At 62.2% G+C, this 26025-nt stretch carries 23 protein-coding genes; 13 read left to right on the top strand and 10 right to left on the bottom strand.

The genetic code is table 11. From position 1 onward, the window contains the following. Nucleotides 1-66 precede the first annotated feature (66 nt). Nucleotides 67-573, top strand: a complete 507-nt coding sequence (locus FJ951_RS27965) for a hypothetical protein (RefSeq protein ID WP_140501529.1) — start codon at nt 67-69, stop codon at nt 571-573. Nucleotides 574-596: 23 nt separating this feature from the next. Here the strand turns inward: FJ951_RS27965 and FJ951_RS27960 are convergent, their stop codons facing one another. After that, on the bottom strand, nt 597-1925 hold the full coding sequence (locus FJ951_RS27960; RefSeq protein ID WP_140518295.1) for a DNA polymerase IV: 1329 nt from the start codon (nt 1923-1925) through the stop codon (nt 597-599). Between the two features lie 65 nt (nt 1926-1990). On the opposite strand from FJ951_RS27960, the gene FJ951_RS27955 reads away from it, so the two are divergent. Further along, nucleotides 1991-2578, top strand: a complete 588-nt coding sequence (locus FJ951_RS27955; RefSeq protein ID WP_140518294.1) for a GNAT family N-acetyltransferase — start codon at nt 1991-1993, stop codon at nt 2576-2578. 94 nt (nt 2579-2672) lie between these two features. Further along, nucleotides 2673-4175, top strand: a complete 1503-nt coding sequence (locus tag FJ951_RS27950) for a hypothetical protein (RefSeq protein ID WP_140518298.1) — start codon at nt 2673-2675, stop codon at nt 4173-4175. A 146-nt stretch (nt 4176-4321) separates the two neighbouring features. Here the strand turns inward: FJ951_RS27950 and FJ951_RS27945 are convergent, their stop codons facing one another. Further along, nucleotides 4322-4621, bottom strand: coding sequence for a DUF3572 domain-containing protein (locus FJ951_RS27945; protein ID WP_140501536.1), 300 nt, complete (start codon nt 4619-4621; stop codon nt 4322-4324). Nucleotides 4622-4857: 236 nt separating this feature from the next. Between FJ951_RS27945 and FJ951_RS27940 the strand changes: the two genes are divergently transcribed. From FJ951_RS27940 to FJ951_RS27885, 10 genes are all read left to right on the top strand, one after another. Further along, nucleotides 4858-5229 (top strand): response regulator, encoded by a 372-nt coding sequence (locus tag FJ951_RS27940; RefSeq protein WP_140501538.1) that lies wholly within the window; start codon nt 4858-4860, stop codon nt 5227-5229. Between the two features lie 33 nt (nt 5230-5262). Then, nucleotides 5263-6636, top strand: coding sequence for a PleD family two-component system response regulator (locus FJ951_RS27935; RefSeq protein WP_140518293.1), 1374 nt, complete (start codon nt 5263-5265; stop codon nt 6634-6636). 531 nt (nt 6637-7167) lie between these two features. Then, a complete protein-coding gene (locus FJ951_RS27925) occupies nt 7168-8661 on the top strand; it encodes an FAD-dependent monooxygenase (RefSeq protein ID WP_140518292.1) in 1494 nt (497 codons plus the stop codon). Between the two features lie 150 nt (nt 8662-8811). Further along, complete coding sequence (locus tag FJ951_RS27920; protein WP_140501544.1) at nt 8812-9546, top strand: FadR/GntR family transcriptional regulator; 735 nt, start codon at nt 8812-8814, stop codon at nt 9544-9546. Continuing rightward, nucleotides 9543-10730, top strand: a complete 1188-nt coding sequence (locus FJ951_RS27915) for a PLP-dependent transferase (protein WP_140518291.1) — start codon at nt 9543-9545, stop codon at nt 10728-10730. Before FJ951_RS27920 ends, FJ951_RS27915 begins: the two co-directional genes overlap by 4 nt. A gap of 29 nt (nt 10731-10759) precedes the next feature. Continuing rightward, nucleotides 10760-12037 (top strand): sugar ABC transporter substrate-binding protein, encoded by a 1278-nt coding sequence (locus tag FJ951_RS27910; RefSeq protein ID WP_140518290.1) that lies wholly within the window; start codon nt 10760-10762, stop codon nt 12035-12037. Between the two features lie 179 nt (nt 12038-12216). Next, a complete protein-coding gene (locus tag FJ951_RS27905) occupies nt 12217-13140 on the top strand; it encodes a sugar ABC transporter permease (RefSeq protein WP_140518289.1) in 924 nt (307 codons plus the stop codon). After that, nucleotides 13140-13988, top strand: coding sequence for a carbohydrate ABC transporter permease (locus FJ951_RS27900; RefSeq protein ID WP_140501552.1), 849 nt, complete (start codon nt 13140-13142; stop codon nt 13986-13988). The genes FJ951_RS27905 and FJ951_RS27900 overlap by 1 nt, the downstream gene beginning before the upstream one ends. Before the next feature lie 3 nt (nt 13989-13991). After that, a complete protein-coding gene (gene ugpC / locus FJ951_RS27895; RefSeq protein WP_140501554.1) occupies nt 13992-15059 on the top strand; it encodes a sn-glycerol-3-phosphate ABC transporter ATP-binding protein UgpC in 1068 nt (355 codons plus the stop codon). 572 nt (nt 15060-15631) lie between these two features. After that, the gene (locus tag FJ951_RS27885; protein WP_140518287.1) at nt 15632-16771 is read left to right on the top strand and encodes a hypothetical protein; all 1140 of its coding nucleotides are present in this window, start codon (nt 15632-15634) and stop codon (nt 16769-16771) included. Between the two features lie 288 nt (nt 16772-17059). Here FJ951_RS27885 and rpmG read toward each other — a convergent pair whose 3' ends face one another. The 8 genes from rpmG to FJ951_RS27845 all read right to left on the bottom strand — a co-directional run. After that, complete coding sequence (rpmG, locus tag FJ951_RS27880) at nt 17060-17227, bottom strand: 50S ribosomal protein L33 (RefSeq protein ID WP_006201775.1); 168 nt, start codon at nt 17225-17227, stop codon at nt 17060-17062. A gap of 152 nt (nt 17228-17379) precedes the next feature. After that, nucleotides 17380-17838, bottom strand: a complete 459-nt coding sequence (locus FJ951_RS27875; protein ID WP_140518286.1) for a hypothetical protein — start codon at nt 17836-17838, stop codon at nt 17380-17382. Between the two features lie 150 nt (nt 17839-17988). Continuing rightward, nucleotides 17989-19164, bottom strand: a complete 1176-nt coding sequence (locus FJ951_RS27870) for an MFS transporter (protein WP_140501562.1) — start codon at nt 19162-19164, stop codon at nt 17989-17991. Between the two features lie 23 nt (nt 19165-19187). Then, the gene (locus FJ951_RS27865) at nt 19188-19928 is read right to left on the bottom strand and encodes an NUDIX domain-containing protein (RefSeq protein ID WP_140518285.1); all 741 of its coding nucleotides are present in this window, start codon (nt 19926-19928) and stop codon (nt 19188-19190) included. Between the two features lie 73 nt (nt 19929-20001). Next, entirely contained in the window at nt 20002-20448 is a 447-nt protein-coding gene (locus FJ951_RS27860; RefSeq protein ID WP_140501566.1) for a DUF983 domain-containing protein, read from the bottom strand. Further along, entirely contained in the window at nt 20448-22766 is a 2319-nt protein-coding gene (gene rnr, locus FJ951_RS27855) for a ribonuclease R (protein WP_140518284.1), read from the bottom strand. The genes FJ951_RS27860 and rnr overlap by 1 nt, the downstream gene beginning before the upstream one ends. A 6-nt stretch (nt 22767-22772) precedes the next feature. Beyond that, entirely contained in the window at nt 22773-25394 is a 2622-nt protein-coding gene (topA, locus tag FJ951_RS27850; protein WP_140518283.1) for a type I DNA topoisomerase, read from the bottom strand. 346 nt (nt 25395-25740) lie between these two features. Then, a partial coding sequence (locus tag FJ951_RS27845; RefSeq protein WP_140518282.1) for a hypothetical protein occupies nt 25741-26025 on the bottom strand: 285 nt, incomplete at its 5' end.

The following is a 26025-nucleotide window of genomic DNA, read 5'->3' as shown; positions in this document are numbered from 1 at the left end:
GGGCGTTGAGTTCCGAATATCGGAAGTGCTTCGCAGGTGCTTTTCAATGTCGATAGGAGAATTTCGATGAGATCATTTGCGCAATTTGCGCTTGCTGGCTGCCTGTTGGTCACGGCAGGCGCGGCACATGCCGACGAGTCCAGATTTCTCCAGTCGTTCAAGGGCAATTTCACCGGCAAGGGCATCGTCAAGGTGACTACCGACGCGCCGACGGTGAATGTGTCCTGCACGTTCAGGTCAAACGCGACGTCGACCTCATTGTCGCTCGATGGCAATTGCCGAGGGCTTATCGTGGTGACGCGCGCCATCAGCGCGGACCTGAGGACTGCCGGAGCGAAATATAGCGGCACTTATGTCGGGTCCCGTACCGGGCCTGCGCAATTGAACGGCACCCGTTCGGGCAACGCGATCAATCTCGGCATCCGTTGGGCCAAGGAGGTCAATGGTGACCGAAAGGCGCAGATGAAGGTCGAGAAACGAGGCGAGAACGGCATGCGGCTGACGGTGATCGACACTGATCCGAAAACCGGCAAGAGCATGGTGACAAGCAGGATCGATCTGCAGCGCACCTAAATCTCGACAGCTGATATCCATTATCAGTCTTCCAGCGGCTCTGGCGGGTGGGTGTCGCGGCCTTTGCCGAACGTATAGCCAGTTTCCACCGCCTTGCGGCCGAACTTGTCGCGCAGCGCGTCGATGGCGCTTTCGGCCATGGCCCGCTTGCGCGACTGGATATCGACCAGATCGGGCGGATCGGCCTTGTCATCGGCGGAAAGATCGCTGACGCCGATGCCGAGCAGCCGGTATTTGGTGCCGTCGGTTTCCTTGCGCAGCAGCTCGACCCCGGTCGAAAAGATGCGGTCGGCGAGCCGGGTCGGGTCGCCGAGCTGGCGGTTGCGGGTGCGGATCTTGAAATCCTGCGTCTTCAGCTTGAGCACCACCGTGCGCCCGGCGATGCCGGATTTCTTCAATCGGGCCGAGACCTTTTCCGAAAGGCCCCGTAGCACCGAGACCAGCTCGTCCAGCGAAGCGATATCGGTGTCGAAAGTGGTTTCGGCCGATACGCTCTTGGCGTCCTGGTCGGGATCGACGCGGCGGACGTCCTCACCGCGCGAGAGCCGGTAAAGCCGGTCGCCCATCACGCCATAGCGGCGCATGAGGTCGCCACGGTCCATCTTCTGGAGCTGGCCGATGGTGCGGATGCCGTCCTGTTCGAGCGTGGCGTTGAATGCCTTGCCGACCCCCCAGATCATGCTCACCGGCTGTGCGGCGAGGAAACCCACGGCTTCCGCTTCGCCGATGACCGAGAAGCCGCGCGGTTTGCGGAAATCCGACGCCACCTTAGCCAGGAACTTGCAGTAGGACAGACCTGACGAAACGGTGATGCCGATCTCCTTCTCGACGGCCAGCGCGAAACGGGCCAGCACCACGGCCGGCGGCAGGCCGTGCAGCCGTTCGGTTCCGGCAAGGTCGAGAAACGCCTCGTCGATCGAGAGCGGCTCGACCAGCGGCGTCAGCGCCTGCATCATGGCGCGCACCTCGCGCCCGACGACCACGTATTTTTCCATATTGGGCGGGATAACCACCGCTTCGGGGCAAGCCTCGAGCGCCTTGAACATGGGCATGGCGGAACGCACGCCCCTTATCCGGGCGATGTAGCAGGCGGTGGAGACGACGCCGCGCTTGCCGCCGCCGATGATCAGCGGCTTGTCCTTCAGCGCCGGGTTGTCGCGTTTTTCGATTGCCGCATAGAAAGCGTCGCAGTCGATGTGGGCCAGATGCAGCCGGTACAGCTCGGGATGACGGGCAAGCCTGGGGCTGCCGCATCGCTCGCAGCGCCTGGCGTCGCCGCGCTGAAAGGCCAGGCAGTCGCGGCAGAAACCGTGATCAGGATTATTGACAGGAGCCGCCATCGCTGCGAACATAAAGAGAACAAACACAATGGTACGACAGTGCAAGGCTAGCGACAAGCTTGGCCTGGGGAGAACGCATGAGCACGACCATAGTGCCGCTGGCGCCTGAGCTCTGGCCTGAATTCGAAGATCTCTTCGGCAAGCAGGGCGCCTGCTACGGCTGCTGGTGCACGCATTTCCGGCTGGCGCCGGCGGCTCGTCGCGAAAGCAGCCGCGAACGCAACAAAGACCACATCAGGGCGCGCATCGAAGCAGGCCCGCCCCCGGGCATGCTGGCGTTCGAGGACGGCAAGGCAGTCGGCTGGATGCAGATCGGGCCGCGCGCCGACGTGCCCGAGTGGAACAACCGGGGCCGGGGCTCGGCTCCGGTCGATCCCGCGGACGCATCGGATCCGAGCGTCTGGGCAATTTCCTGTTTCTTCATCCGCGCCAAGGCACGGGGCCGGGGCATCAGCCATCGCCTGGTCGAAGGCGGCATCGATTTCGCCCGCAGGAACGGCGCGCGAATGGTGGAAGCCTGCCCGATAGACCTGTCGAAGGATTCACGCTCCATCGGGCTGTTCGTGGGCTCGTCGCGCGTGTTCGAGAAGGCCGGGTTCGAGCGGCTCCTGGAACGCAAGGCGGGCCGGCCGTTGATGCGGCTGGTGCTGGAGCCGAGCGCCTGAACTTCGCCGTCTTGCAGTTGTGACGGTCTTTCCCTACCAGAAGTAGGAGACGATTTTGCCTTTTCGACCAAACGGAGAATTCTACGTGAACCGGATGTTGCCAATCGCCTTTACCGCGCTTCTGCTCAGCGCGCCCGCTTTCGGCCAGAGCGTCGACAGCCAGGGTGCGAAGCAGCTATCCGAGAACCTGTCCCGCTATGTCGGCAAACAGGCCCTCGACAAGGGCATCCTGAAGGTCTCGGTCGAAGGCGGCGCCTACAAGATCATGTTCGATTTCAAGGCGCTCGCCGGCACCTTGCCCGACCAGAAGCTGTTGAAATTCGACTTTGCGCCCTACGCCCTGCTGGTCAAGCCGCGCAGCGACGGAACCTGGGATGTCTCGATGGATCTTTCGCACAGCGCCTCCTTCGAGTTCAACGGGCCGCAGGGGCTGCAGAGCACGCAATTTTCTATCAAGGACGGCAAGGGTTCCGGTGTCTACGACCCCAATCTGGCGGCCTTTACCAGCGGCACCAGTTCGATGGCGGGCATGACGATGGTGTCGCAAGATGCCAAGCAGCACATGGAAGTCAGCGCCGACGGCGGCACCGCGACCATGGCCGCCACCAAGGCTGCCAATGGCGGGGTCGATTTCGCGTTGTCGCAAAAAGTGTCGAACTTTGTCGAGGCGATCAAATTCGATGATCCCGAAAGCGGACTGAAATTCCCGGTCACCGTGAAATCACCGGAACTGTCGGTGGATGCCAAAGGCAAGGGCGTGCAGACCAAGCCGCTGCTCGATCTCCTGGCATTTGCCGTCGCCAATGAGAATGAAGCCACGCTGAAAGCCAACCAGGCGCAGCTCAAATCGCTTCTGCTCGCCGCGCTTCCTGTGTGGGAACGCATCGACGGGACATACGGGTTCAAGAATTTCGCGGTCGAGAGCCCGGTCGGCACGTTTGGTGCGGCGCAGCTCAGCACCGCCTTCGGAATGGATGGCGTCGCCCAGAGCGGTACGATCGGCTACGGGATCAAGGCGTCGGGGTTGACCGTGCCGCAGCAGCTTCTGCCGAGCTGGAGCATGGCGCTGCTGCCGACCGATATCGACCTGAACTTCGGCGGCGCCAACATCGATCTCGACAGCATGGCGAAGAAGGCAATCGAAGCCTTTGATCTTAACAAGAACCCGCCGCTGTCGGCCGAATTCGGAGAGCAGCTCAAAACCGATTTCATGGCCAAGACGCCGAAGGTCGTCATTGGCCATAGCACCATCAAGAACAAGGATACCGAAATCGCCTTGGAAGGCGAAATGACTTTTCCTGGCGAGAAGCCGGAAGCCAATGTGACGGTGGACGTGGCCGGCTTCGACAAGATCGTCGAGGGCTTGCAGGAAGCGGCGAAATCGGAACCGGAGGTGGCGCAGTACGTGCCTGTGGCCCTGATGGTGAAAGGGTTCGGCAAGACCTTGACGGACGGCCGCATGGAATGGGTCGTCAACGCCAAGCCGGACGGTTCGGTCATTGTCAATGGCGTCATGCTGAAGCCGGCCGATCCTGCCGAGGACGACAGCATTGACGATGGCGGCGACGAGACGGACCAGGCGGATCCGACACCGTAGCCACTCGGCTCACCAAAGCGCGTCGCCTTCGAACGGATTGGCGCGACGCGCCTCAAGCCTTCGTTTTATGCTTGTCGCTCAAACCGGGCGACAAGAGTCAGACTTCGCTCGACCTGGCGATCGGGGCGCCGCCTTGGGATCGTCACTCATATGGAATGCTCGTGGTTATCGTCGCCCAGCGGCAGCGCGCGCAACGCCTTGCCGACGGAGGCCGGTGGCGTGCCGGTTTCCTCGGCAAAACGCAGCAATGTGGGTTCGTGGGCGAGAACGAACTGCAGCACACCGGCCAGAAATCCCGGCTCGCCGGCAGCTTTGCGGATCGAATGCGCCTCGATGCCGGTGATCGCCAGGAAGCGAGGCAGCAGTTCGGGATCAGAGGCGACGAAGGCCAGAGCCTTCACGGCAATGGTTTCGGCCTCTTCGCGCATTGACGCTGCGTTTGCCATCATTACCTTTCAGGGTATGCGGAATGTGAGTCTCTTCCGCAGTAATGGCAAGCGTCGCTTGCGGCAAGTCGTTACCTCTTCAGTGCGGGACCCGAGGTGGAAACGGAGCAGCTTTTCTCGCCGCAGGTTTCCGTTTCGTCAATCATATTGCCGTAGAGTCGACTAGGGTTTGGTGCGTCCCGGAAGGGCGCATAACGGCCGCCTTCGAGCGGAACAGCGGCCGGGACGGGATATCGATGCCTAAGAAGGTCATGATCGTCGAGGACAATGAGCTCAACATGAAGCTCTTTCGGGACCTCATCGAAGCAAGCGGTTACGAGACAGTTCGCACCCGCAACGGTCTGGAAGCGCTCGATCTGGCGCGTCAGCACCGGCCGGATCTCATTTTGATGGACATCCAGTTGCCTGAAGTGTCTGGGCTGGAGGTGACGAAATGGCTGAAGGAAGACGACGACCTGCACGTCATCCCGGTCATTGCCGTCACCGCCTTCGCGATGAAGGGCGACGAGGAGCGCATCCGCCAGGGCGGCTGCGAGGCTTATATCTCCAAGCCGATCTCGGTGCCGCGCTTCATCGAAACCATCAAGTCTTACCTGGGTGATTCCTGATGCACCTTGCCGCCAAAGCCGGAGCCTTGTGAAATGACCGCTCGGATTCTCGTCGTCGACGACATCCCTGCCAATGTCAGGCTGCTGGAGGTTCGGCTGCTGGCCGAATATTTCGAGGTGTTGACCGCCACCAACGGCCTGGATGCAATCGAGACCTGCGAGAACGGCAAGGTCGACGTCGTGCTGCTCGACGTCATGATGCCGGACATGGACGGCTTCGAGGTCTGCCGCCGCCTGAAGAGCGATCCGGCGACGTCGCATATTCCAGTGGTAATGATCACCGCACTCGACCAGGTTTCCGACAGGGTGCGCGGGCTTGAGGTCGGCGCCGACGATTTCCTGACCAAACCCGTCAACGACCTGCAACTGATGACGCGCGTCAAGAGCCTCGTCAGGCTGAAGTCGCTGACCGACGAGTTGCGGCTGCGCGCTTCGACCACGCGCAACATCGGCATCGAAGAGTTGCTCAGCCGCAATTTCGCCTCCGAGGACACGACGCCGAAAGTGCTTCTGATCGATGAGCGCAAATCGTCGATCGAGCGCGTCCAGAAGATGCTGCGCGACTGTGCTGACCTGGATGTCGCCAGCGATCCGCATGCCGGCTTCTTCCAGGCGGCGGAGACGCCCTATGAATGCGTGATGATCTCGACGAGCTTCGCCGATTTCGATCCGCTTCGGCTCTGCTCGCAACTGCGCTCGCTCGATCGCACACGCTTCCTGCCGATCATCCTGCTGGCGGAGGAGGGCGAGGAGGAGCGCATCATCCGTGGTCTCGAACTCGGCATCAACGACTATCTGATGCGGCCTATCGACCAGCAGGAACTGACGGCGCGGTTGCGCACCCAGGTGCGCCGCAAGCGCTACAACGACCAATTGCGCGCCAGCGTGACGCAGACGATCGAAATGGCGGTGACCGACGGGCTGACCGGGCTGCACAACCGCCGCTATCTCGACAGCCATCTCCAGACGCTGTTCGACCGCGCCGTGGCGCGGCGTCGGCCGCTGTCGGTGATGATCACCGACCTCGATCGCTTCAAGTCGATTAACGACACGCACGGCCATGACGGTGGCGACGAGGTGCTGCGGGAATTCGCGCGGCGGCTGCGCAAGAACGTGCGCGGCATCGATCTGGCCTGCCGGTTCGGCGGTGAGGAGTTCGTAGTGGTCATGCCTGACACCGATGGAGCGATCGCCGAAAAGGTGGCCGAACGCATCCGCGCCGAAATCGCCCAGATGCCGTTCGTCATCGGGCCTGACGGCAAGGCCATCGAGGTCACCGTCAGCGTCGGCGTGTCGTCGGTGCTGAAGGGGGTGGATACGGTGGCGGCGCTGATGAAACGCGCCGATCTGGCGCTCTATGAAGCCAAGAGCGGTGGCCGCAACCGCGTCGTCGCCAAGGCTGCCTGACGGACCGGATAAGAGTGTCCGTCAATCCGGCAAGGTTACCCATTTACCTTAATCCAAGCGATTCGCGAGGCTTGGTTAAGAAACTGTTGATTTTCATAAGCTCTTGCGCAAATGTGCGGCCACAGACAGAGCGACGCCGGCACGAGGACAGACAGTCGGGTCGATCAAAAAATACCCCATGATGCTCAGGTCCGCCGCATCTCCTGGGTCCGTGGGGTCGGCCGGCCGGCGCTGGCACATAGTGGCCTCCTCGTACCGCTGCCAAACGCCGACCGGCCCCCTTTCAAAATAGCATCAGGATTCTGCGCCAAGCTCCGGAAATCAGGGGCTTTTTGCGCACGAGATGTCGACAGCGCTTTCTGGCCTGTAAAAGGCGAGCTCCGATGTGAAGAGCTGCGGCGCACGCTCTCTTGCCATTCGGCAGAGGGCGTTGCTCCTCACTTCATACATATGGCGCCCAGGGGGCTTGCTTCAAGCCTGGGTTCCTCCCGTAAAACCGCGGCCCTAGCCAATGGGAGCGGAGTGACGGGAATGCGTGCACCGACAGATGGATCGCGTCGAAATCATGCGGTGATTGTCGCCGGGGGCGGCCCGACAGGATTGATGCTGGCAGGCGAACTCGCATTGGCGGGCATCGACGTCGCCATTGTCGAGCGGCGCCCGACCCAGCAACTGATTGGCTTGCGCGCGGGTGGCCTGCACGCACGCACAATCGAGGTGCTCGACCAGCGCGGGATCGCCGACCGGTTCCTCTGCCAGGGGCGATGCTTCCCGACCGTCGGCTTCCACATGATCCGTTTGGACATCAGCGACTTTCCCACCCGGCACAACTATCTGCTGGCGCTGCGGCAAAACCACATCGAGCGGATATTGGCCGACTGGATCAGCGAATTGGGGGTGCCGATCCATCGCGGACAGGAAGTCACGGATTTCATGCAGGACGACAGTGGCGTGGATGTGGGGCTTTCCGATGGCCGACGGATGAAGGCGCAGTACCTCGTCGGATGCGACGGTGGACGCAGCACGATCCGCAAGGCGGCGGGCATCGAATTCGCTGGATGGGATCCGACGATGAGCTGGATGATCGCCGAGGTCGAGAAGTCGGAAGAACCGCCATTGGGCTTTCGCAGCGACGCCCACGGAACCCATGCGATAGGCAAGATCGAGGACGGCGACCGGTTGGGCATCGTGCTGACTGAGAAACAACTGATCATCGGTGGTGAACCGACATTGGACGATCTCCGCGAGGCGCTCACCGTTGTCTATGGCACCGATTTCGGCGTCCACAGTCCGACTTGGCTCTCTCGTTTCACCGATATGACGCGCCAGGCTGCCGCTTACCGCGACAGACGTGTCCTGCTGGCCGGCGACGCTGCGCATATCCATCCCCCAATGGGCGGACAGGGCCTCAACATCGGCGTGCAGGACGCGGTCAACCTGGGATGGAAGCTGGCCCAGGTCGTCAAACGGGCATCACCGGACAGCCTGCTCGACAGCTACCATGCCGAGCGCCATCCGGTCGCCGCCCGCGTGTTGCGCAACACGATGGCGCAGGTCGCGCTTCGCCGCATGGATGACCGCACCAAAGCCCTGGGCGACACCATCGCCGAACTGCTCGCCATGGATGAACCACGCAAACGAATCGCCGCAGAGATGTCCGGCCTGGGTGTCCACTACGACCTCGGGGAGGGGCACGCGCTGCTTGGGCGGCGAATACCCGACCTCGATCTGCTCACCGCCAGCGGGCCGGTGCGGCTGTTTACCTTGCTGCACCATGCCCGGCCGGTGCTGATCAACCTCGGCACGCCCGGCAGACTTGACATCAAGCCGTGGGCGGATCGGGTCCAGCAGGTCGACGCCGTGTACGACGGCGACTGGGAGCTGCCAGTTCTCGGGGCCGTCGCCGGGCCCGACGCGGTGCTGATCCGCCCCGACGGGTACGTGGCATGGGTTGGTTCCGGAAGCCAACAGGGACTGGCCGATGCGCTGACCACCTGGTTCGGGCCGCCCGCTGCTGTGGCGTAGCAGGGTCGAGGCCGGCCTGGCGCATCGCCCGCAAACGCGTGCTTGTCATGCGTTGCGAGCTTTTACGGTGCTAGGTCTCCTGACATCCCGTTGACAGGAGGTACCATCTGTGCAGAAATTGGTTGGACCATTGGACCACTTGGAACGCGCGTGGATCAAAACAGCCTGCCACCTATTCAGACGACGGCGCGTGACGACGCCGTGCTGAAGGCGTTGGTAGGCTTTGTTCGTGCCGAGGCCCTCCAGCCGGGCGAGCGGCTGCCAACGGAACGCATCCTGGCCGAGCGGCTGAAGGTCAGCCGCAACACGGTGCGCGAGGCGCTGACGCGCTGGGAAGGGCTCGGGCTGGTCGAGCGCCGGCAAGGCAGCGGCACCTATCTCAAGGCAGCCGTTTCGCCGGACATGTTGCATCTGCCGCTGACGCTTGCGGGCGGCAACGACTTCACCAGCCTGATGCAGACGCTTGAAATCCGTCGCGCGCTGGAGGCGGAAGCCGCCGCCCTTTGCGCCGAACGCGCGAGCCAGACCGATATCGCCGAAATCGAGCGCAAGCTCGACATCATGGAGCAGGCGTTCCGCACGCGCGAGGGCATGTCTTCGGAAGAGGACTGGGAGTTCCACCAGGCGATCTACAGGGTTTCCGGCAACCCGCTGTTCGAACAGATCATCGCCGCCATGCACGAATTGTTCCACCGCTTCTGGGAGCATCCGCTGGGCGTGCGCGATTTCGGCCACGCCAGTTTTCCCTATCATCGGACCATTTACGAGCGCATCGCCGCGCGCGACCCGCACGGCGCCCGCGCCGAAGCGCTCAAGCTGATCGCCACCGTCGAGGACGATCTCAAGCGCGGCGCCGCCAAACTCAAACTTTCGAGCCAGACATGAACGAGCATCCCTCAGGTTTCGATCACGACTATCTTGCCGAGGCGGCGACGCTTCTGGCGCATGACGAACCTTTCCCCGGTGGGGCGGTGGTGCCGCCGATCTACCAGACATCGCTGTTCACCTTCGCCAACTATGCCGAGATGGCGGATACTTTTGCCGGCAAACGGAAGCAGCCGATCTATTCGCGCGGCGACAATCCGACGGTGATGGAGTTCGAGGCACGCGTCGCCGCGCTCGAGGGCGCCGAGGCCGCGCGCGGCTTTTCCAGCGGCATGGCGGCGATCAGCGCCACGGTGCTCGCCTTCGTCGGCGCCGGCGAGCGCATCGTTGCGGTGCGCAATTGCTATGGTGATGCCTATCGGCTGTTCGAGCGGCTTTTGCCGCGGCTCAACATCAGGGTCGACTATGTCGACGGCTCCGATCCGGATGCGGTGGCGGCGGCCCTTCCGGGCGCCAGGCTGCTCTATCTGGAGAGCCCGACCTCGATGATGTTCGAGTTGCAGGACTTGGCTCACCTGACCCGGCTGGCGAAGGAGCAGGGCATCGTCACCACGATCGACAATTCCTGGGCGACACCGGTGTTCCAGAAGCCGATCACGCATGGCGTCGATCTGGTGCTGCATTCGGCTTCGAAATATCTCGGCGGCCATAGCGATACGGTCGCCGGCGTGGTGGCAGGCTCGGCCGCCCACATCAAGCACATCAACGAGCAGACCTATTCCTATCTCGGCGGCAAGCTTTCGCCCTTCGAGGCCTGGCTCTTGCTGCGCGGGCTGCGCACGCTGCCGCTGCGCCTGCCGCACCACATGAAGAGCGGGCTTGCCATCGCCGAACGGCTGAAGGCGCACGGCAATGTCGAGCGCGTCAACCACCCCGCCTATTCGAACCATCCGGGCAAGGCGACGCTTGCTGGTTACGCGGGGTTGTTCTCCTTCGAGGTCACCGAGGATATCGACATCCCTGTCTTCGTGGATGCGTTGAAATATTTCCGCATCGGCGTGAGCTGGGGCGGCCATGAGAGCCTGGTCGTGCCCGCCAAGGCGTCGCTGGAGCAGACGCCGGGACTGAATTCGATGGCGCGCTTCGGCGTCAGCCCCCGAACCATCCGCTTCAATGTCGGATTGGAAAGTGTCGAGGACCTGTGGGCCGACGTGGCGCAGGCCTTCGAAAAAGCCAGAAAATAACAAGCCGCTTCAAAATGGGAGTCTTGAAGATGAAAAAACTGACCGTCATGCTTGCCACAGCCGCGGGATTGGCGATTTCCGCCGGAAACGCGCTGGCCGATTCGACCCTGAAAATGGTCGAAGTCATCACCAGCCCGCCGCGCACGGAGTTCCTGAAGAAGCAGATCGCCGAATTCGAAAAGGCCAATCCCGGCATCAAAGTCGAGCTGGTCTCGCTGCCCTGGGGCCAGGCTTTCGAGAAATTCCTGACCATGGTGCAGGCAGGCGATACGCCCGACGTGGTCGAGATGCCGGAACGTTGGATGGGCCTCTACGCCAACAACGCCCAGCTCGAGGATCTCGGCCCGTACATGGCCAAGTGGGACGACGCCAAGACGCTCGGCGACCGTGCCAAGCAGTTCGGCTCGACCGTCAACAACACCCAGTTCATGATCCCTTACGGCTACTATGTGAACGCGTTGTTCTGGAACAAGAAGCTGTTCAAGGAAGCCGGCCTCGACGGCCCGCCGGCCACGCTCGACGAGTTCGTCGCCGATTCCAAGAAGATCTCGGCGTTGCCCGGCAAATACGGCTACTGCCTGCGCGGCGGGCCCGGCGCCTTCAACGGCATGCACATGTTCATGAACATCGCCGCCGGCAAGGGCGGCTACTTCAACGAAGACGGCACCTCGACCATCAACGAGGAGGGCTCGGTCAAGGGCCTGCAGATGCTGGCCGACATGTACAAGCAGGGCCTGGCGCCCAAGGACGCGGTGAGCTGGGGCTTCAACGAAACCGTCACCGGCTTCTATTCCGGCACCTGCGCCATGCTCAACCAGGATCCGGACGCGCTGCTCGGCATCGCCGACAAGATGAGCGCCGACGACTTCGCCGTGGCGCCGCTGCCGGTCGGGCCGAGCGGCAAGTCCTATCCGACGCTCGGCTATGCCGGCTGGGCAATGTTCGCCAATTCGCAGCACAAGGACGACGCCTGGAAGCTGATGGCGACGCTGCTCTCGCCCAAGGACAATCTGGAATGGGCCAAGGAAGTCGGCGTCGTCCCGATCCACAACGGCGCCGACCAGGATCCGCATTTCAAGACCGAGCAGTTCAAGGGCTGGTTCACGGAGCTCAGCGACAGCGCCAAGTATGAAATGGTGACGCCGCCGACGCATCTGGAGAACCTCGGCAATTTCGTCGACCAGGTGGCGATCAAGAATTTCCAGGAAGTGCTGCTGGGCCAAAAGACGGCCAAGGAGGTTGCCGACCAATGGGCCGCCTTCCTGACCAAGGAACAGCAGGACTGGATGGCGAAGAACAAGAAGTAGTTTTTCTTCCTTCTCCCCGTTCACGGGGAGAAGGTGGCCCGATAGGGCCAGATGAGGGGCGGCGCTACGTTCTGTCAGCCTGTCGCTGGCCCTCATCTGCCTGCCGGCATCTTCTCCCCGGATACGGGGAGAAGGGTGCTGTCGCTTCGCCGGCACCCAACCCCTACTGTTGAGCCCAAATGACCTATGCCGTTTCCGAAATACGACCCGCCGGGAGGCCGCGCCGCAAGCGGCTGACGCACGCTGCCACCGAACCCTGGCTTTATCTCAGCCCGGCGATCATCCTGCTGGTCGTGGTACTTTTGGTGCCGCTGGTCATCGGCATCAGCTATTCGTTCCGTAAGTTTTCGGCCTTCAAGTCGGAATATGTCGGGCTCGGCCAGTACCAGGCGATGCTGTCGGATGCCGTGCTCGGCCAGGCGCTGGTCAATACGTTGTGGTGGACGCTCTCCAGCCTGTTCTTCCAGTTCTTCCTCGGCCTTGGCCTGGCGCTGCTGCTCGACAAGCCGTTTCGGGGCCGCAAGGTGGTGCAGGCGCTGGTGTTCCTGCCCTGGGCGGTGCCGTCCTTCCTGTCGGGCCTGACATGGGCATGGCTGTTCAATCCGATCATCGGGCCGCTGCCGCACTGGCTGTTCGCGCTGGGGCTGAAGGCCGAGCCGACCAACGTTCTCTCCGATCCCTCGACCGCCATGTGGGGGCCGATCGTCGCCAATGTCTGGTTCGGCATCCCGTTCTTTGCCATCACGTTGCTGGCGGCACTGAAATCCATTCCCTCGGAACTGCATGAGGCGGCAGCGATCGACGGCGCCTCGCCCTGGCAACGCTTCACCAAGGTGACGCTGCCGTTCCTGGCGCCGACCATCGCCATCACGGTGATGCTGCGTACCATCTGGATCGCCACTTTCGCCGACCTAATCTTCGTCATGACCGAGGGCGGGCCGGCCGGGTCGACCAACACGGTGCCGGTCTACATCTATGTCAGTGCCTTCAAGTCGCTGGACAAGGGCTACGCATCGGCGGTTGCCGTGCTGCTGCTCGTCCTGCTCATTGCCTATGCGATCGCGCTGATCGCCATCCGCCGCTCCCTGGTGAGGCACGTCTGATGATTGCGGGACGCTCATCTTCGCAGCGCTTCTTCGGCGGCGTCGGGCTCTATGCGGCCATCGCGGCCTATGTGATCTTCGCCCTGTTCCCGATCTTCTGGACGCTGAAGATATCGGTTACACCGGAACGGCTTCTCTATTCCGAAGGCATCACCTTCTGGCCGTCGCAGATGACGTTGCAGAACTTCGTCACCGTGCTGGAGGCGACCGACTTTCCGCGCTATTTCCTCAACAGCGTCATCGTCTCGGTTTCGACGGCTGCACTGGTGACTGTCATCGCGACGCTTGCCGGCTATGCCATGTCGCGCTTCACCTTTCGCGGCAAGGCGGCACTGGCGCTGATGCTGCTTTTGACCCAGACTTTCCCGCTAGTCATGGTCATTCCACCGATCTATCGCGTGATGGGCCAGATCGGCCTGATCAACAGCCTGACCGGGCTGATCATCATCTACACCGCCTTCAATACCGCGTTTGCAACCTTCCTGATGCAGTCCTTCTTCGACGGCATACCGAAGGACCTGGAGGAGGCGGCGATGATCGACGGCTGCACACGCGCGCAGGCGATGCGCCGGGTGATCGTGCCGCTGACGCTACCCGGCATGGGCGCCACGCTCGGCTTTGTCTTCACCGCTGCCTGGAGCGAACTCCTGTTCGCGCTGATGCTGATCTCCAGCGATGACAAGAAGACCTTCGCCGTCGGCCTGCTCACCTTCATCGGCAAGTTCGCCGTCGACTGGGGGCAGATGATGGCGGCGTCGATCCTGGCGCTGATCCCGGTCTGCATCTTCTTCGGCTTCCTGCAACGCTATCTCGTCACCGGCCTCACCGCCGGCGCCGTGAAGGGATAATCGATGGCTTCCGTTACGCTGGAAAAAGTCCGCAAAGACTATGGCGCCGTGCGTGTGCTGCACGCGGTCGACCTCGACATCGCCGACGGCGAGTTCGTCGTCCTCGTCGGTCCGTCCGGCTGCGGGAAATCGACGCTTCTGCGCATGATCGCCGGTCTGGAGGAGGTTTCCGATGGCGAGATCCGTATCGGCGAGCGGCTGGTCAACGACGTCGCGCCGAAGGACCGCGACATCGCCATGGTATTCCAGTCCTACGCGCTCTATCCGCATATGGACGTGTCGAAGAACATGGGCTTCAGCCTGATGCTGAGGAAGGCAGAAAAGCAGGCGATCGACGCGCGGGTCGACGGCGCCGCCAGGCGGCTTGGGCTGGACAATTTTCTGCAACGCCTGCCGCGCCAGCTTTCCGGCGGCCAGCGCCAGCGCGTCGCCATGGGCCGGGCCATCGTGCGCGATCCCAAGGTCTTTCTTTTCGACGAACCGCTTTCGAACCTCGACGCCAAGCTGCGCGTGCACATGCGCGCCGAGATCAAGGCGCTTCACCAGCAACTGAAGACCACATCGGTGTATGTCACGCATGACCAGATCGAAGCCATGACCATGGCCGATCGCATCGTCGTGATGCATGACGGCGTCGTCCAGCAGGTCGGCGCGCCGCTCGACCTCTATGACCGGCCGGCCAACATGTTCGTCGCCGGATTCATTGGCTCGCCCGGCATGAATTTCCTGCCGGCGAGTGTTGAGAAGGGCGGCAAGGCGGATGCAGTGCTGTCCGATGGCCAGAAACTGCGATTGCCGGATGGCCTGCCACTCAGGGAAGGCGATGCGGTTACCGTCGGTTTGCGGCCGGAGCATATAAGGCTGGCGGATGACGGCCCGCTGCAAGGCGAAGTGGTGGTGGTCGAGCCGCTCGGCCTCTCGACGCAGTTCTACGTCAAGCTGGCCGGCCAGCAGCTTTGCGTGTTCGCCATGGGCCGCGCCGGCGTGAAGCCTGGCGAGACGGTGCGGCTATCGGCCGATCCGGCGGCGCTGCATGTTTTCGACCCGAAAAGCGCCGACCGGATAGGGTAGGGGCGCGGCCGCCGAGCGGCCACTCTGTTGCCCGCTGGGCATATTCTAACCATACGGCCTTTTGGCGAGTCGAAACTTGCTTGACCCGGGCCAACCGCTTTGCGGAGCCACATTAATAGAAACCTCCTCCTGCCGCCATCATGTGGCGTCCTTTCATCAATCAGTTTGGTTCTTGAATCGCCGCAACGCGGGGGGGGGGAGATTTATAATGCCTGCGAATAACAACTCCGCCGACGCTCGTATCACTGAACCATGCCGGAGAATGACCAGCCTAGGCCGGTGAACCGGTATGTCAGAAGACGGCTTCCGTCTGCCATCACGCTCGGAGACCGGAGAATTGCTTTCATACGCAGCGAAATCACGGAACAGATTCAGTCGCGAATTGACGCGTAGCGGACAGCGAGGGCAGCAGTATCAAGCCACGCTCTATCCCAGGGCGGCCGGCAAAGCAGCCTAAATCTCTTTGAACTCCACCGTCCGCGGCGGGATATGAGCTAGGCTCAGCCGTTTGGTATTCTTGATTTCTGGTCAACTGCCGCCCTACTTTGGGCCATCATCAGGGACCTAGACGAATGATCTCGGTTTGCGGATACATCGGGGCGGTGATCGGTTGGAAGGCGCTCGAAAACGCCGGCGACATCCTAGATAAGATCGGCGAGACGCTGTTTGGCGGACGTTATAAAGCGATCTACGAGGACGTCGCATCCAAGCTGCGCGCTCATACAGGCGCGGTTCCAGCAAACCACGATTTGGAGCACGCCATTCGACTCAGTGAACTCACCTCTTCACTCGTGATGGTGCGCATGTATGTCGATACGCAAGAGGCCGACCAGTTGCGGCTTGGCGGACGGCCGCCGGAGCGTCGCGCGAGGATTCAGTTCGCTAGTGCCGCGCGCCGCTATCTGCATAAGCAGATCGGATTGGGCGGGCCATTCAAGCTTGAATCCAACAAGGACGTTGTCGATGAAATAGAGACAAACTTGGACGGCGCGCTATCGGCTCGCGACTTTGCAGCGGTCCAGGCGAGTCTGGATGCAGCGTGCAAACGCGTCCTGCGCGATCTCATCGCCGGAACGGAGCAGGGAAAGGACCAACTGGCCGTTCCTGCCGATTTCGCGTCATTTTTTCGTGGAAAGGCGACAGATGATGAGCCGGGCTGGGCTCTTATTTTCCTTGCCTTCATGCGGGAGGCATTGAAGCAAAATCACAAAGCGGAGGTCGCCTTCATCGCGTCTCGCCTTGGGTATTTGCGCAATTCGCTACCGAAACTCGAAGCCAAATTTGACCAATTTTTGCAGATAGCGAATTCGATAAAGAACGACACATCTGATATTAAAGATAATATATCTAAAATCCTAGCAATAGTTCAGAGACGTGAGTCTTACGTAATTGGTGGAATCCAATTTGAATTTCCTATTAAAATTGAAATAGCCATAAATGATCGTGGAGAGCTTATCATTTTCCACAGTCGGCCGTTTAACGATGATTTGTCTAAACTCGAATTCAATATGGACGAAAATCGACTCTCTCTAATCATGATTAAAGGATTCTCTTGTAATATACCAATAAGATCTGAGTTATCTGTGTTTATGAGAAAGTCTACTCAGGCTCTACTGGTGCTTGTGAACGAGGAAGGTGGAAATCTAGTCGAGGGTGACTACGTGCCATTGCATGTCATGAAAAGGTACTTGGAACCACTTTCTTGTGGCTAGGGCAAAGCTGCGTAGAGACAAATTCTCTGGATCCTTGCTGAGGCGCCGTGGCTTTTGTCGTGGAGATTTATGCGGTGACGACGCGCACGCCTTTCGCGGTTTATGAGAGCCGCTCGACAAGGCCCCCGCCTCACGCGGGCTTTGTGACTATAGCAGCCCTATCGGTAGCGCGATCCATTATGTTGGCCGTTATGCTGGGTTTGACTACCATCCAATGAAATCAATGCTTTAGGAACAAAAAACGCCGCCCGATGGGCGGCGTTTCGGCATTCTCTTGGAAAAACCAGATTACTTGATCTTGGTTTCCTTGAACTCGACGTGCTTCTTGGCGACCGGGTCGTATTTGCGGAACGACAGCTTGTCCGTCTTGGTGCGGCTGTTTTTGCTGGTCACGTAGAAGAAACCGGTGTCGGCGGTCGACAGAAGCTTAATCTTGATGTTTGCGGCTTTGGCCATGGTATCAGTCCGTTTGTTCGTGGGGTTTTGGCCGCTGGAGCACGGGAAAACACCCGGACGCGGGAAACTTGCCGCGACACATAAAGAACGCGCCCGGAAAGTCAAGCCCGACGCGCCTTGCGGCCGTCACGGATGCCAATGCCTGTCGGCATTCACACGTGTTCCGCCTCCAGAACGATGGTTTTCTTCCAATCTCCCGTGGTGTTCCACCAGCGATTCGGATTGGCGCGGTCGTCCAGTCCCTTGGAACGGCTGGCAAGGACCGGCTGAATGCGGATCACCGGTTCCTGGTAGCTGTGCGCCTGAAAGATCGCTTCTACGACGCGCGCCGCCAATTCCTGGTCATCGGGCAGTTCGAACGAAACCTCGACCGTGCCGGGGCGACGCCGCAATTCGGTCTCGGCGCCGGCGGCTGCGCCGTCAAGTGGCCGGTAGCGCTCGATGCCATGCGCCGACTGGTAGGCGTTGCGGTCATAATTACCCATGGCCAGCGGCGCCAGCGCCACCACCGCGTCCATGATGCGGTCGACATCCGCAGCCGGCGCCTGGAAAGTGACAAGCAGGAGCAGCGTCATTCGCAATGATGTGGTTTCAAAGCCGCTGTCGATCATCGGAGTCTCCTCAACTTCAAGTGTTTTGAGGTCTCCGTATAAACCGTGGCTGCTGACACGGTTCTGTCAGCAGCCAGTCATCCGGGGGTAGCCAGTTATGGGGCCAGCCGGCAGTGGGCGATCGTGAATCCGGTTTGCGCCGGTGGCGCCTTACAGGATCTTGCGGACCAGCCTGACGCTGGCAAGGACCATGTAGGCGGCGAAGAACAGGCCGAGCGACCAGCCGAAACCAGAGGGACCGAACGCATCCATGCCGATGCCTATCGCCTGTGGGCCGAGCACCATGCCGACGCCGTAGCACAGCACGAAGGCGGCATTGGCCGAAGCCAGCTCATGGCCGGAAAGCTGCGAGCCGAGATGGGCGAGGCCGATCGTGTACATGGCCGCGACCACGCCGCCCCAGACGAACAGGAGGCCCGCCATCAGGTGCCAGTTGCCGGCCAGATGCGGCATGAAGATCGTGCCGGCGAGGCCGACAGTGGCGCAGGCCAGAAGCAGATAGCGGCGGTCCGAGACGCGATCGCTGATCATGCCGATCGGGATCTGCAAGAGCACGTTGCCGAGGCCGATCATGGTGAGCAGCAAGGCTGCGTCGGCTTCGGAATAGCCGATGCGGTTGCCATAGACCGGAAACAGGGCGAAACCGCCGGTTTCGACAGCGCCGAACACCAGAACGGCGGCGGTCGCGGTCGGCACCAGCCAGATGTAGCGCAGGAAATTGCTGGTTTCGCCGTCGGATACGATCGTCGGGCTCTCGTTGCGCGCCGCCAGCACCGGGATCGCGGCCAGCGCCACCAATGCGATGATGACTCCGAAAGGCCTGAAGCCGGAACTGCCGAGATGGGCGAACAGCCACGGCCCCGCGGCAAAGCCGAGCGACAGCACGGTGGCGTAGATGCCGAGCACAAGACCTCGCCGGTGCGGCGGCGCCGAGGTGCTGATCCAGAATTCCGACAGGATGAACAGCACCGTTAGCGCGATGTGCAGCACGACGCGCAGCGGAAACCACATCCAGAAATCGGGTGCGAAGTGGAAGCCGACGAAGGCCAGCGCACCGGCGGCAATCATGGCGATCATCGTCCAGGCGACGCCGAAGCGCATGGCGAGCGGCGTGGCCAGAGGGGCGCCGGCGATCGAGGCCAGGCCGGCGACTGCCGTGTTGAGGCCGATCATCGAGGCCGAATGGCCGCGCGTTTCCAGGATGACGCTGAGCAGCGGCATGCCGAGGCCGATGGCGATGCCGACGACGCTGATCGACGAGATCGCCGCCACCATCGGCAGCCAGTGTACGCGCTCGTCGCCCTTTGGTTGGGTATCGACCGTCATGTTATGTCTGAATACTCGATGTTCTACAGAATTTCGCGGGTGAAGCGGTTGCGGACAAGCCGGTAGAAGGGCACGGGACCGCCCGGACGCAACAGCGGATCATGGGCGAGGCGGCTTTCCAGCTCGTCCAGGATCATCCGGGTGATGTCAGGAATGTCGGCTTCCCTGGCCTTGGCAAGCGGCAGCCAGACCAGTTCCTCGAGTTCGTTGGTCGGACCGCCGCCCGTCAGTTCGACGGCGACATCATCGCGCCAGGCGCAGAAGAAGCGGGTGTCGAAGCGGCGCACCCGGTTGGGCGGCGTGATGGCGCGCGCAATGAAGCGCAGCATGTCCAGGGCAGGTTGCACCCCATGTTCGGCAAAGCCTTGCCAATCAGACCTTGTCGTGGCGAAGGCGCCTTTGCGACCAATCAGCAGCCCGGCTTCCTCATAGGTCTCGCGGATGGCCGACAAGGCGATGGCGCGGGCACGCGCCTCGCTCGTGCGGCCGGGGCCGGCGATGAGCTTTGCTTCCTGCTCGGGATGCAGCGCGGTGGCGGTGGGGATGCGGCTGTCCGCCGGGTCGGTACGGCCGCCGGGAAAAACGAACTTGCCTGGCATGAAGGCATGACGGGCATGACGGCGACCCATCAGGACCCGCGCATCGTTGCCCTTGCCGTCGAGCAGGATCAGGGTCGCGGCATCGCGTGGACGAATCGCCCGGCCGCCATGCGTGGCCAGACCCTTGTCGATCCTGTCGACGTCCGCCTTGGTCATTCCTTCCATGCGCAGGACCTAGCGGAAACGTCTTGCATGCGAAAGTAGCCTTGACGGTTGGCATGTTGCGCCAGCCAGCACCTCAGGCACCGGGATGGGGTTCGGCCACGTCGTGTTCGCCAGCAAAACCGTGCATATAGAATGCCCATTGCAATCCGATGACGGCACCTTTCACCGGCTGCAGCAGTGCAACCGACAGCAGGATCGTCAAGGGTACCCAGATGGCGATGTGCTGCCAGGTGGAAAGGGTCGACGTCGCCTCCACGCCCATGAAGGCGCCGAGCACGATGTGGCCGACGATGACGATGACCAGATAGGCGGGCAGGTCGTCGGCGCGGTGATGGTGTATCTCCTCGCCGCAGACGCTGCATGTCTCGACGGTCTTGGTGAAGCCGCGAAACAGCTTGCCTTCGCCGCAATGCGGGCAGCGGCCGAGCATGCCGCGCTTCATCGCCGTCCACAGCGGACGCGCGACCCGGCCCGAGTGATGTTCACCGCCGAAAACCTGTTCTTCCGTGACTCTTGCCATCATCGTCTCCTGCCACGCGAGCCTGGGCGCGATTGTGACGCACGGGCGCGGCCTTTTGCCTTGTGAAACGACCTGACGGAGCCAGGCAGGGGCTTCGGGTCGGTCAACATCTCAAAGCGCATCGCGCCGGCCATCGGCGCCACTTCGACGAGACGGACCTCGACACGGTCCGCCAGCTGATAACCCTTGCCCGAGCGTTCTCCGTAGAGCGAGCGGGCCGTTTCGTCATATATATAGTAATCGCCGCCCAGAGTTGACACGGGGATGAAACCATCCGCGCCATACTGCGGCAATTGGACAAATAGTCCCGATTTGGTGACGCCCGAAATGCGGGCGTCGAAACGGTCGTCGATGCGCTCGGCGAGATAAGCGGCGATCAGCCGGTCGACCGTGTCGCGTTCGGCCGCCATTGCACGGCGTTCTGTGCCGGAAATCAGCACCGAAACATCCTCGAGCCGCGCTTCCTCCTCCTGCGCCAGGCCTCCCGGGCCGAGGCCGAGTGCGGCGATAAGCCCGCGGTGCACGATGAGGTCGGCGTAACGGCGGATCGGCGAGGTGAAATGCGCGTAACGGTTCAGGTTGAGGCCGAAATGGCCGATGTTCTTGGGTGAATATTCGGCCTGGCTCTGCGAGCGCAGCACCACCTCGTTGACCAGACCTTCATTGTCGGCGCCGCGCACGCGCTCGAGAATGCCGTTGAACTGGGCGGGCCGCATCTGCGCACCGCGCGCCAGCGACAGGCCCAGGGTTTGCAGAAATTCGCGCAGCGATTCCTGCTTGGCCAGCGAGGGCGCGTCGTGGGTGCGGTACACCAGCGCCTGCTTCTTCGCCTCGAGTGTCTCGGCGGCGGCGACATTGGCCTGGATCATGAATTCTTCGATGAGCTTATGGGCATCGAGCCGTTCCGGCACGACGACGCGATCGACCGTGCCGTCGGGCTTCAGCAGGATCTTGCGCTCGGGCAGGTCGAGTTCGAGCGGCTGGCGGCCATCGCGTCCGCGCTTGAGGACGGCATAGGCATCCCATAGCGGCTTCAGCACTGCGTCGAGGATCGGCCCGGTCTTGTCGTCCGGCACGCCGTCGATCGCCGCCTGCGCCTGCGGGTAGGCGAGCTTGGCCGCCGATTTCATCATGATGCGGTGGAAGGAATGCCTGACCTTGCGCCCGTCCGCCGAGAAGGTCATGCGCACGGCCAGTGCCGGGCGATCCTGGCCTTCGCGCAGCGAGCAGAGATCGTTGGAGATGCGCTCGGGCAGCATCGGCACGACGCGGTCGGGGAAATAGACCGAGTTGCCACGCTTCAGCGCTTCGCGGTCGAGTGCCGCGCCGTAGCGGACGTAAGCAGCCACGTCGGCGATGGCGACCGTGATGACCACGCCGCCGGGGTTCTTCTCATCGAGATCGGGCGTAGCGAACACCGCGTCGTCGTGGTCCTTGGCGTCGGCCGGGTCGATGGTGACCAGCGGCAGTTCGCGCCAGTCCTCGCGGTTGGCCATCGTCGCAGGCTTGACGGCTTCGGCTTCGGCGATGACGTCGGCCGGGAAGACATGCGGAATGTCATGTGCGTGGATGGCGATCATCGAGACCGCCTTTTCGCTGGTCAGCGAGCCCAGCACGTTGAGCACTTTTGCTCTCGGCAAGCCATAGCGCGAGGCCCGGGCGGGCTCGACCTCGACGAGATCGCCGTTCTTGGCTCCGTTCTGGAATTCCTTGTCGACGATCAGTTCGGGTTGCCGGCGCTCCACCGGCTCGATGCGGAAGCTGCCGTCCTGAAGCACCCGAAAGACGCCGAGAACGGCATCCGTGCGCTTCTCGAATATCTTCATCACCCGCCCTGTGTAGGCCGGGCCGCCCAAGGCGACATTCGTGTCGTCGGCGGGAAAGGTCTTGGCCAGCACGCGATCGCCAATGCCAGGCGCCGGTCCGCCGCCACTGCGCGACAGGCGGATGGAAACGATGGGGGGCGGTCCATTGGCGGTGTGTTCGGTGGGACGCGCCAGCAGCACGCCGTCGGCGTCGCGGTCGAAAATGTCGAGCACTGTGACATGGGGCAGGGCGCCAACGCGGGCCAGGCGCTTACGCTCCTTGGTCAGGACGCCTTCGTCCTGCAGGTCGCGCAGGAGATCCTTCAGCCAAATGCGGTCCGGGCCGCGCAGCGCGAACGCCTTGGCGATGTCGCGTTTTCCAGCGCGATCCGGATTTTCGGCGATGTAGCGCAGGATTTCGTCACGCGAGGGCCTGTAATCGCCCTTGACCTTGGCCGTTGTGTCGGCGGTGCGCGGGTCGCCGTGGGTTGTTGCGGAGATCCTGCGCGCCACGCCGTTCTATCCCTTTTTCCTGGCGGCAGGCTTCTTGGCCGCCGTCTTCTTGGTAGCGGGCGCCTTGGCCGCCGCCGCTTTGCGGAAAGGCTTCTTGCCGCCGCCGCCCTTGGCTTCCTTCTCGGCGATCAGCGCCAGCGCATCCTCCATCGTCACCGATTGCGGATCCTTGCCCTTGGGCAGCGTGGCATTGACCTTGCCGAAATTGACGTAAGGCCCGTACTTGCCGTCGCGCACGACGATCTTGCCGCCGCCGTCGGGATGATCGCCAAGCTCCTTGAGGGCTGCCGCAGTGCCGCCATTGCGGCCGCCCTTGCCCTTCAACTGCTTCTCGGCGATTACCGAAACAGCGCGGTTGAGCCCGATCGAGAATACATCCTCGATGCTGTCGAGATTGGCGTAGGTGCCGTCATGCAGCACGAAAGGCCCGTAGCGGCCAAGCCCGGCCGAGATCATCTTGCCGGTTTCCGGATGCTTGCCGACATCGCGCGGCAGGGAAAGCAGGGCAAGCGCCTTCTCATGGTCGATCGAATCGGGCGTCCAGCCCTTGGGCAAGCTGGAACGCTTGGCTTCCTTGCCGTCGCCGCGCTGGATATAGGGACCGAAGCGGCCGCTGCGCAGCGTGATCTCCTCAGCCGTGTAGGGATCCTTGCCGAGCACTTTGGTGCCGTCTTCGCCGCCGCCATTCTCGCCATTGGGGTTGGCGGCGTCGCCGAGCTGGCGGGTGAAGGAGCATTCGGGATAGTTCGAGCAGCCGACGAAGGCGCCGAACTTGCCGAGCTTGAGCGACAAATTGCCGGTGCCGCATTTGGGGCAGATGCGCGGATTGGAGCCGTCCTCCCGGGCAGGGAAAACCAGCGGCGCCAGTTCCTCGTTCAGCGCATCGAGCACGTCGGTGACGCGCAGTTCCTTGATGTCGGCCACGGCGCCGGAAAAATCCTTCCAGAAATCGCGCAGGACGTCCTTCCAGGCGAGCTTGCCGTCGGAGATCTCGTCGAGCTTTTCCTCGAGCGATGCGGTAAAGTCATATTCGACATAACGCTCGAAGAAGCTTTCCAGGAAGGCCGACAGCAGCCGGCCCTTTGCCTGCGGCACAAGCCGGCGCTTGTCGATGGTGACATAGTCGCGGTCCTCGAGCGTCTTCAGGATCGCCGTGTAGGTCGACGGCCGGCCGATGCCGAGCTCCTCCAGCTTCTTGATCAGCGAAGCTTCGGAATAGCGCGGCGGCGGTTCGGTCGTGTGCTGGGTGGCGTTGATCGCTTGGCGGGCAAGCTGCTCGCCGGCGCGGATTTCGGGCAGGCGGCGGTTTTCCTCGTCCTCGGAATCGTCGTCCTTCTGATCGGTATAGGCGGCGATGAAACCGTCGAAGCGCACGACCGAACCGACGGCGCGCAACTCGGCCGTGCGAGCACCGTTGACCGCCTCGATCTCGACCGTGGTGCGTTCGATCTCCGCCGGCTGCATCTGGCTGGCGATGGCGCGCTTCCAGATCAATTCGTAGAGCCGCATCTGGTCGGCATCGAGATATTGCCTAACCGATGCCGGCGTGCGCATGAAGTCGGTCGGGCGGATCGCTTCGTGCGCTTCCTGGGCGTTCTTGGCCTTGGTCGTGTACAGGCGCGGCTTTTCCGGCAGGTATTTCGGGCCGAATTCCTTGGCGATGGCATCGCGTGCGGCCGAGATCGCCTCGGGCGCCATCTGCACGCCGTCGGTTCGCATATAGGTGATCAGGCCGGTGGTTTCGCCGCCGATCTCCATTCCTTCATAGAGGCGCTGCGCCACCTGCATCGTGCGGTTGGCCGAAAAGCCGAGGCCCGACGAGGCGGCCTGCTGCAATGTCGAGGTGGTGAAGGGCGGGCCCGGATTGCGCTTGGTGGGTTTTGCTTCGACGGACAGCGCCTTGAAGGCCGCGCCCTCGAGCATGGCCTTGATGTCGTCGGCCTGCGCCTTGTTGGCGATGTCGAGCTTCTGCAACTTCTTGCGCTCGAAAGCGGTCAGGCGCGCCTCGAAGTTCTCGTTGCGCGGCGTGCCGAGGATGGCAGCGATCTGCCAGTATTCCTCGCGGATGAAGCGTTCGATCTCGGATTCGCGGTCGCAGACCAGCCGCAAGGCGACCGACTGCACGCGGCCGGCGGAACGGGCTCCGGGGAGCTTGCGCCACAGTACCGGCGAAAGAGTGAAGCCGACGAGATAGTCGAGCGCCCGGCGGGCGAGATAGGCGTCGACCAGCGGCGCATCGATCTGGCGCGGATTGGCCATCGCCTCGAGCACCGAGCTCTTGGTGATGGCGTTGAAGACGACGCGGCTGACCGGCTTGTCCTTCAGCGCGCGCTTCTGCCGCAAGACTTCCAGAACGTGCCAGGAAATGGCCTCGCCCTCGCGGTCCGGGTCGGTGGCGAGGATCAGGCCGTCGGCGTCCTTGACCGCCTTGGCGATGTCGGCGAGGCGCTTGCCGGATGCCGTGTCGACCGCCCAAGACATGGCGAAATCCTCGTCCGGTCGCACCGAGCCGTCCTTGGCCGGCAAATCACGGACATGGCCGAACGAGGCCAGAACCTTGTAGTTCTTGCCGAGGTATTTGTTGATTGTCTTCGCCTTGGCCGGCGATTCGACGACGACGACGTCCATGAGGGCTCATATCAGCTGTGATGCGGCAGAAGAATTCCGCTGCGCGCGACGAAATCTCGGTTCTGTTCGTCGCTCACATGGCCGCGCTTTTGCATCCGGTCAAGGGGAAGCGGCCAAATTGCAAGAGTGCCGGCAGCAATACACTCTAAGAGTGTATGGAGAAGATCACATTGTTGAGGGCTAACTAAAACAAATGGCTGGAGCGGTGAGGAGCGGCTCAAATTGGCGCCGATGAGGTCGCCGGCGACCCTGTGGACCGAGTCAAATGCCGCGCCAGCGCGTCTGATGCGGACTGCCAGGCGTTGAAGGCACGCCCGGCAGCAACGTCGAAGTTAAGGTGGCAGCCTTAGTCGGCCTTGACGATATGCCAGACGCCGCCGACGCCATCACCCGACACATCGCCGGCCTTCTTGTCCTTGATGAATGTGTAGACGGGCTTGCCGTCATAGGCCCACATCTTGGTGCCGTCGGTACGGTCGACGACGGTCCATTCATCGTCCGCTTTGGCGCCGGCCTCGGCCTTCAGCGGCGGCCAGTTTGTGGCGCATTTGTCATAGCAGTTGGTCTTGCCCTTCTCGTCCTTGTCATAGGTATAGAGCGTCATGCCGTTGGCATCGGTGTAGATCTTGGT

This window comes from Mesorhizobium sp. B2-2-3 (assembly GCF_006442405.1).
In the GTDB taxonomy this organism is placed as follows: Bacteria; Pseudomonadota; Alphaproteobacteria; order Rhizobiales; family Rhizobiaceae; genus Mesorhizobium.
Note: the sequence above shows the minus strand (reverse complement) of the source record. Positions and strands in the feature narration are given on the sequence as shown.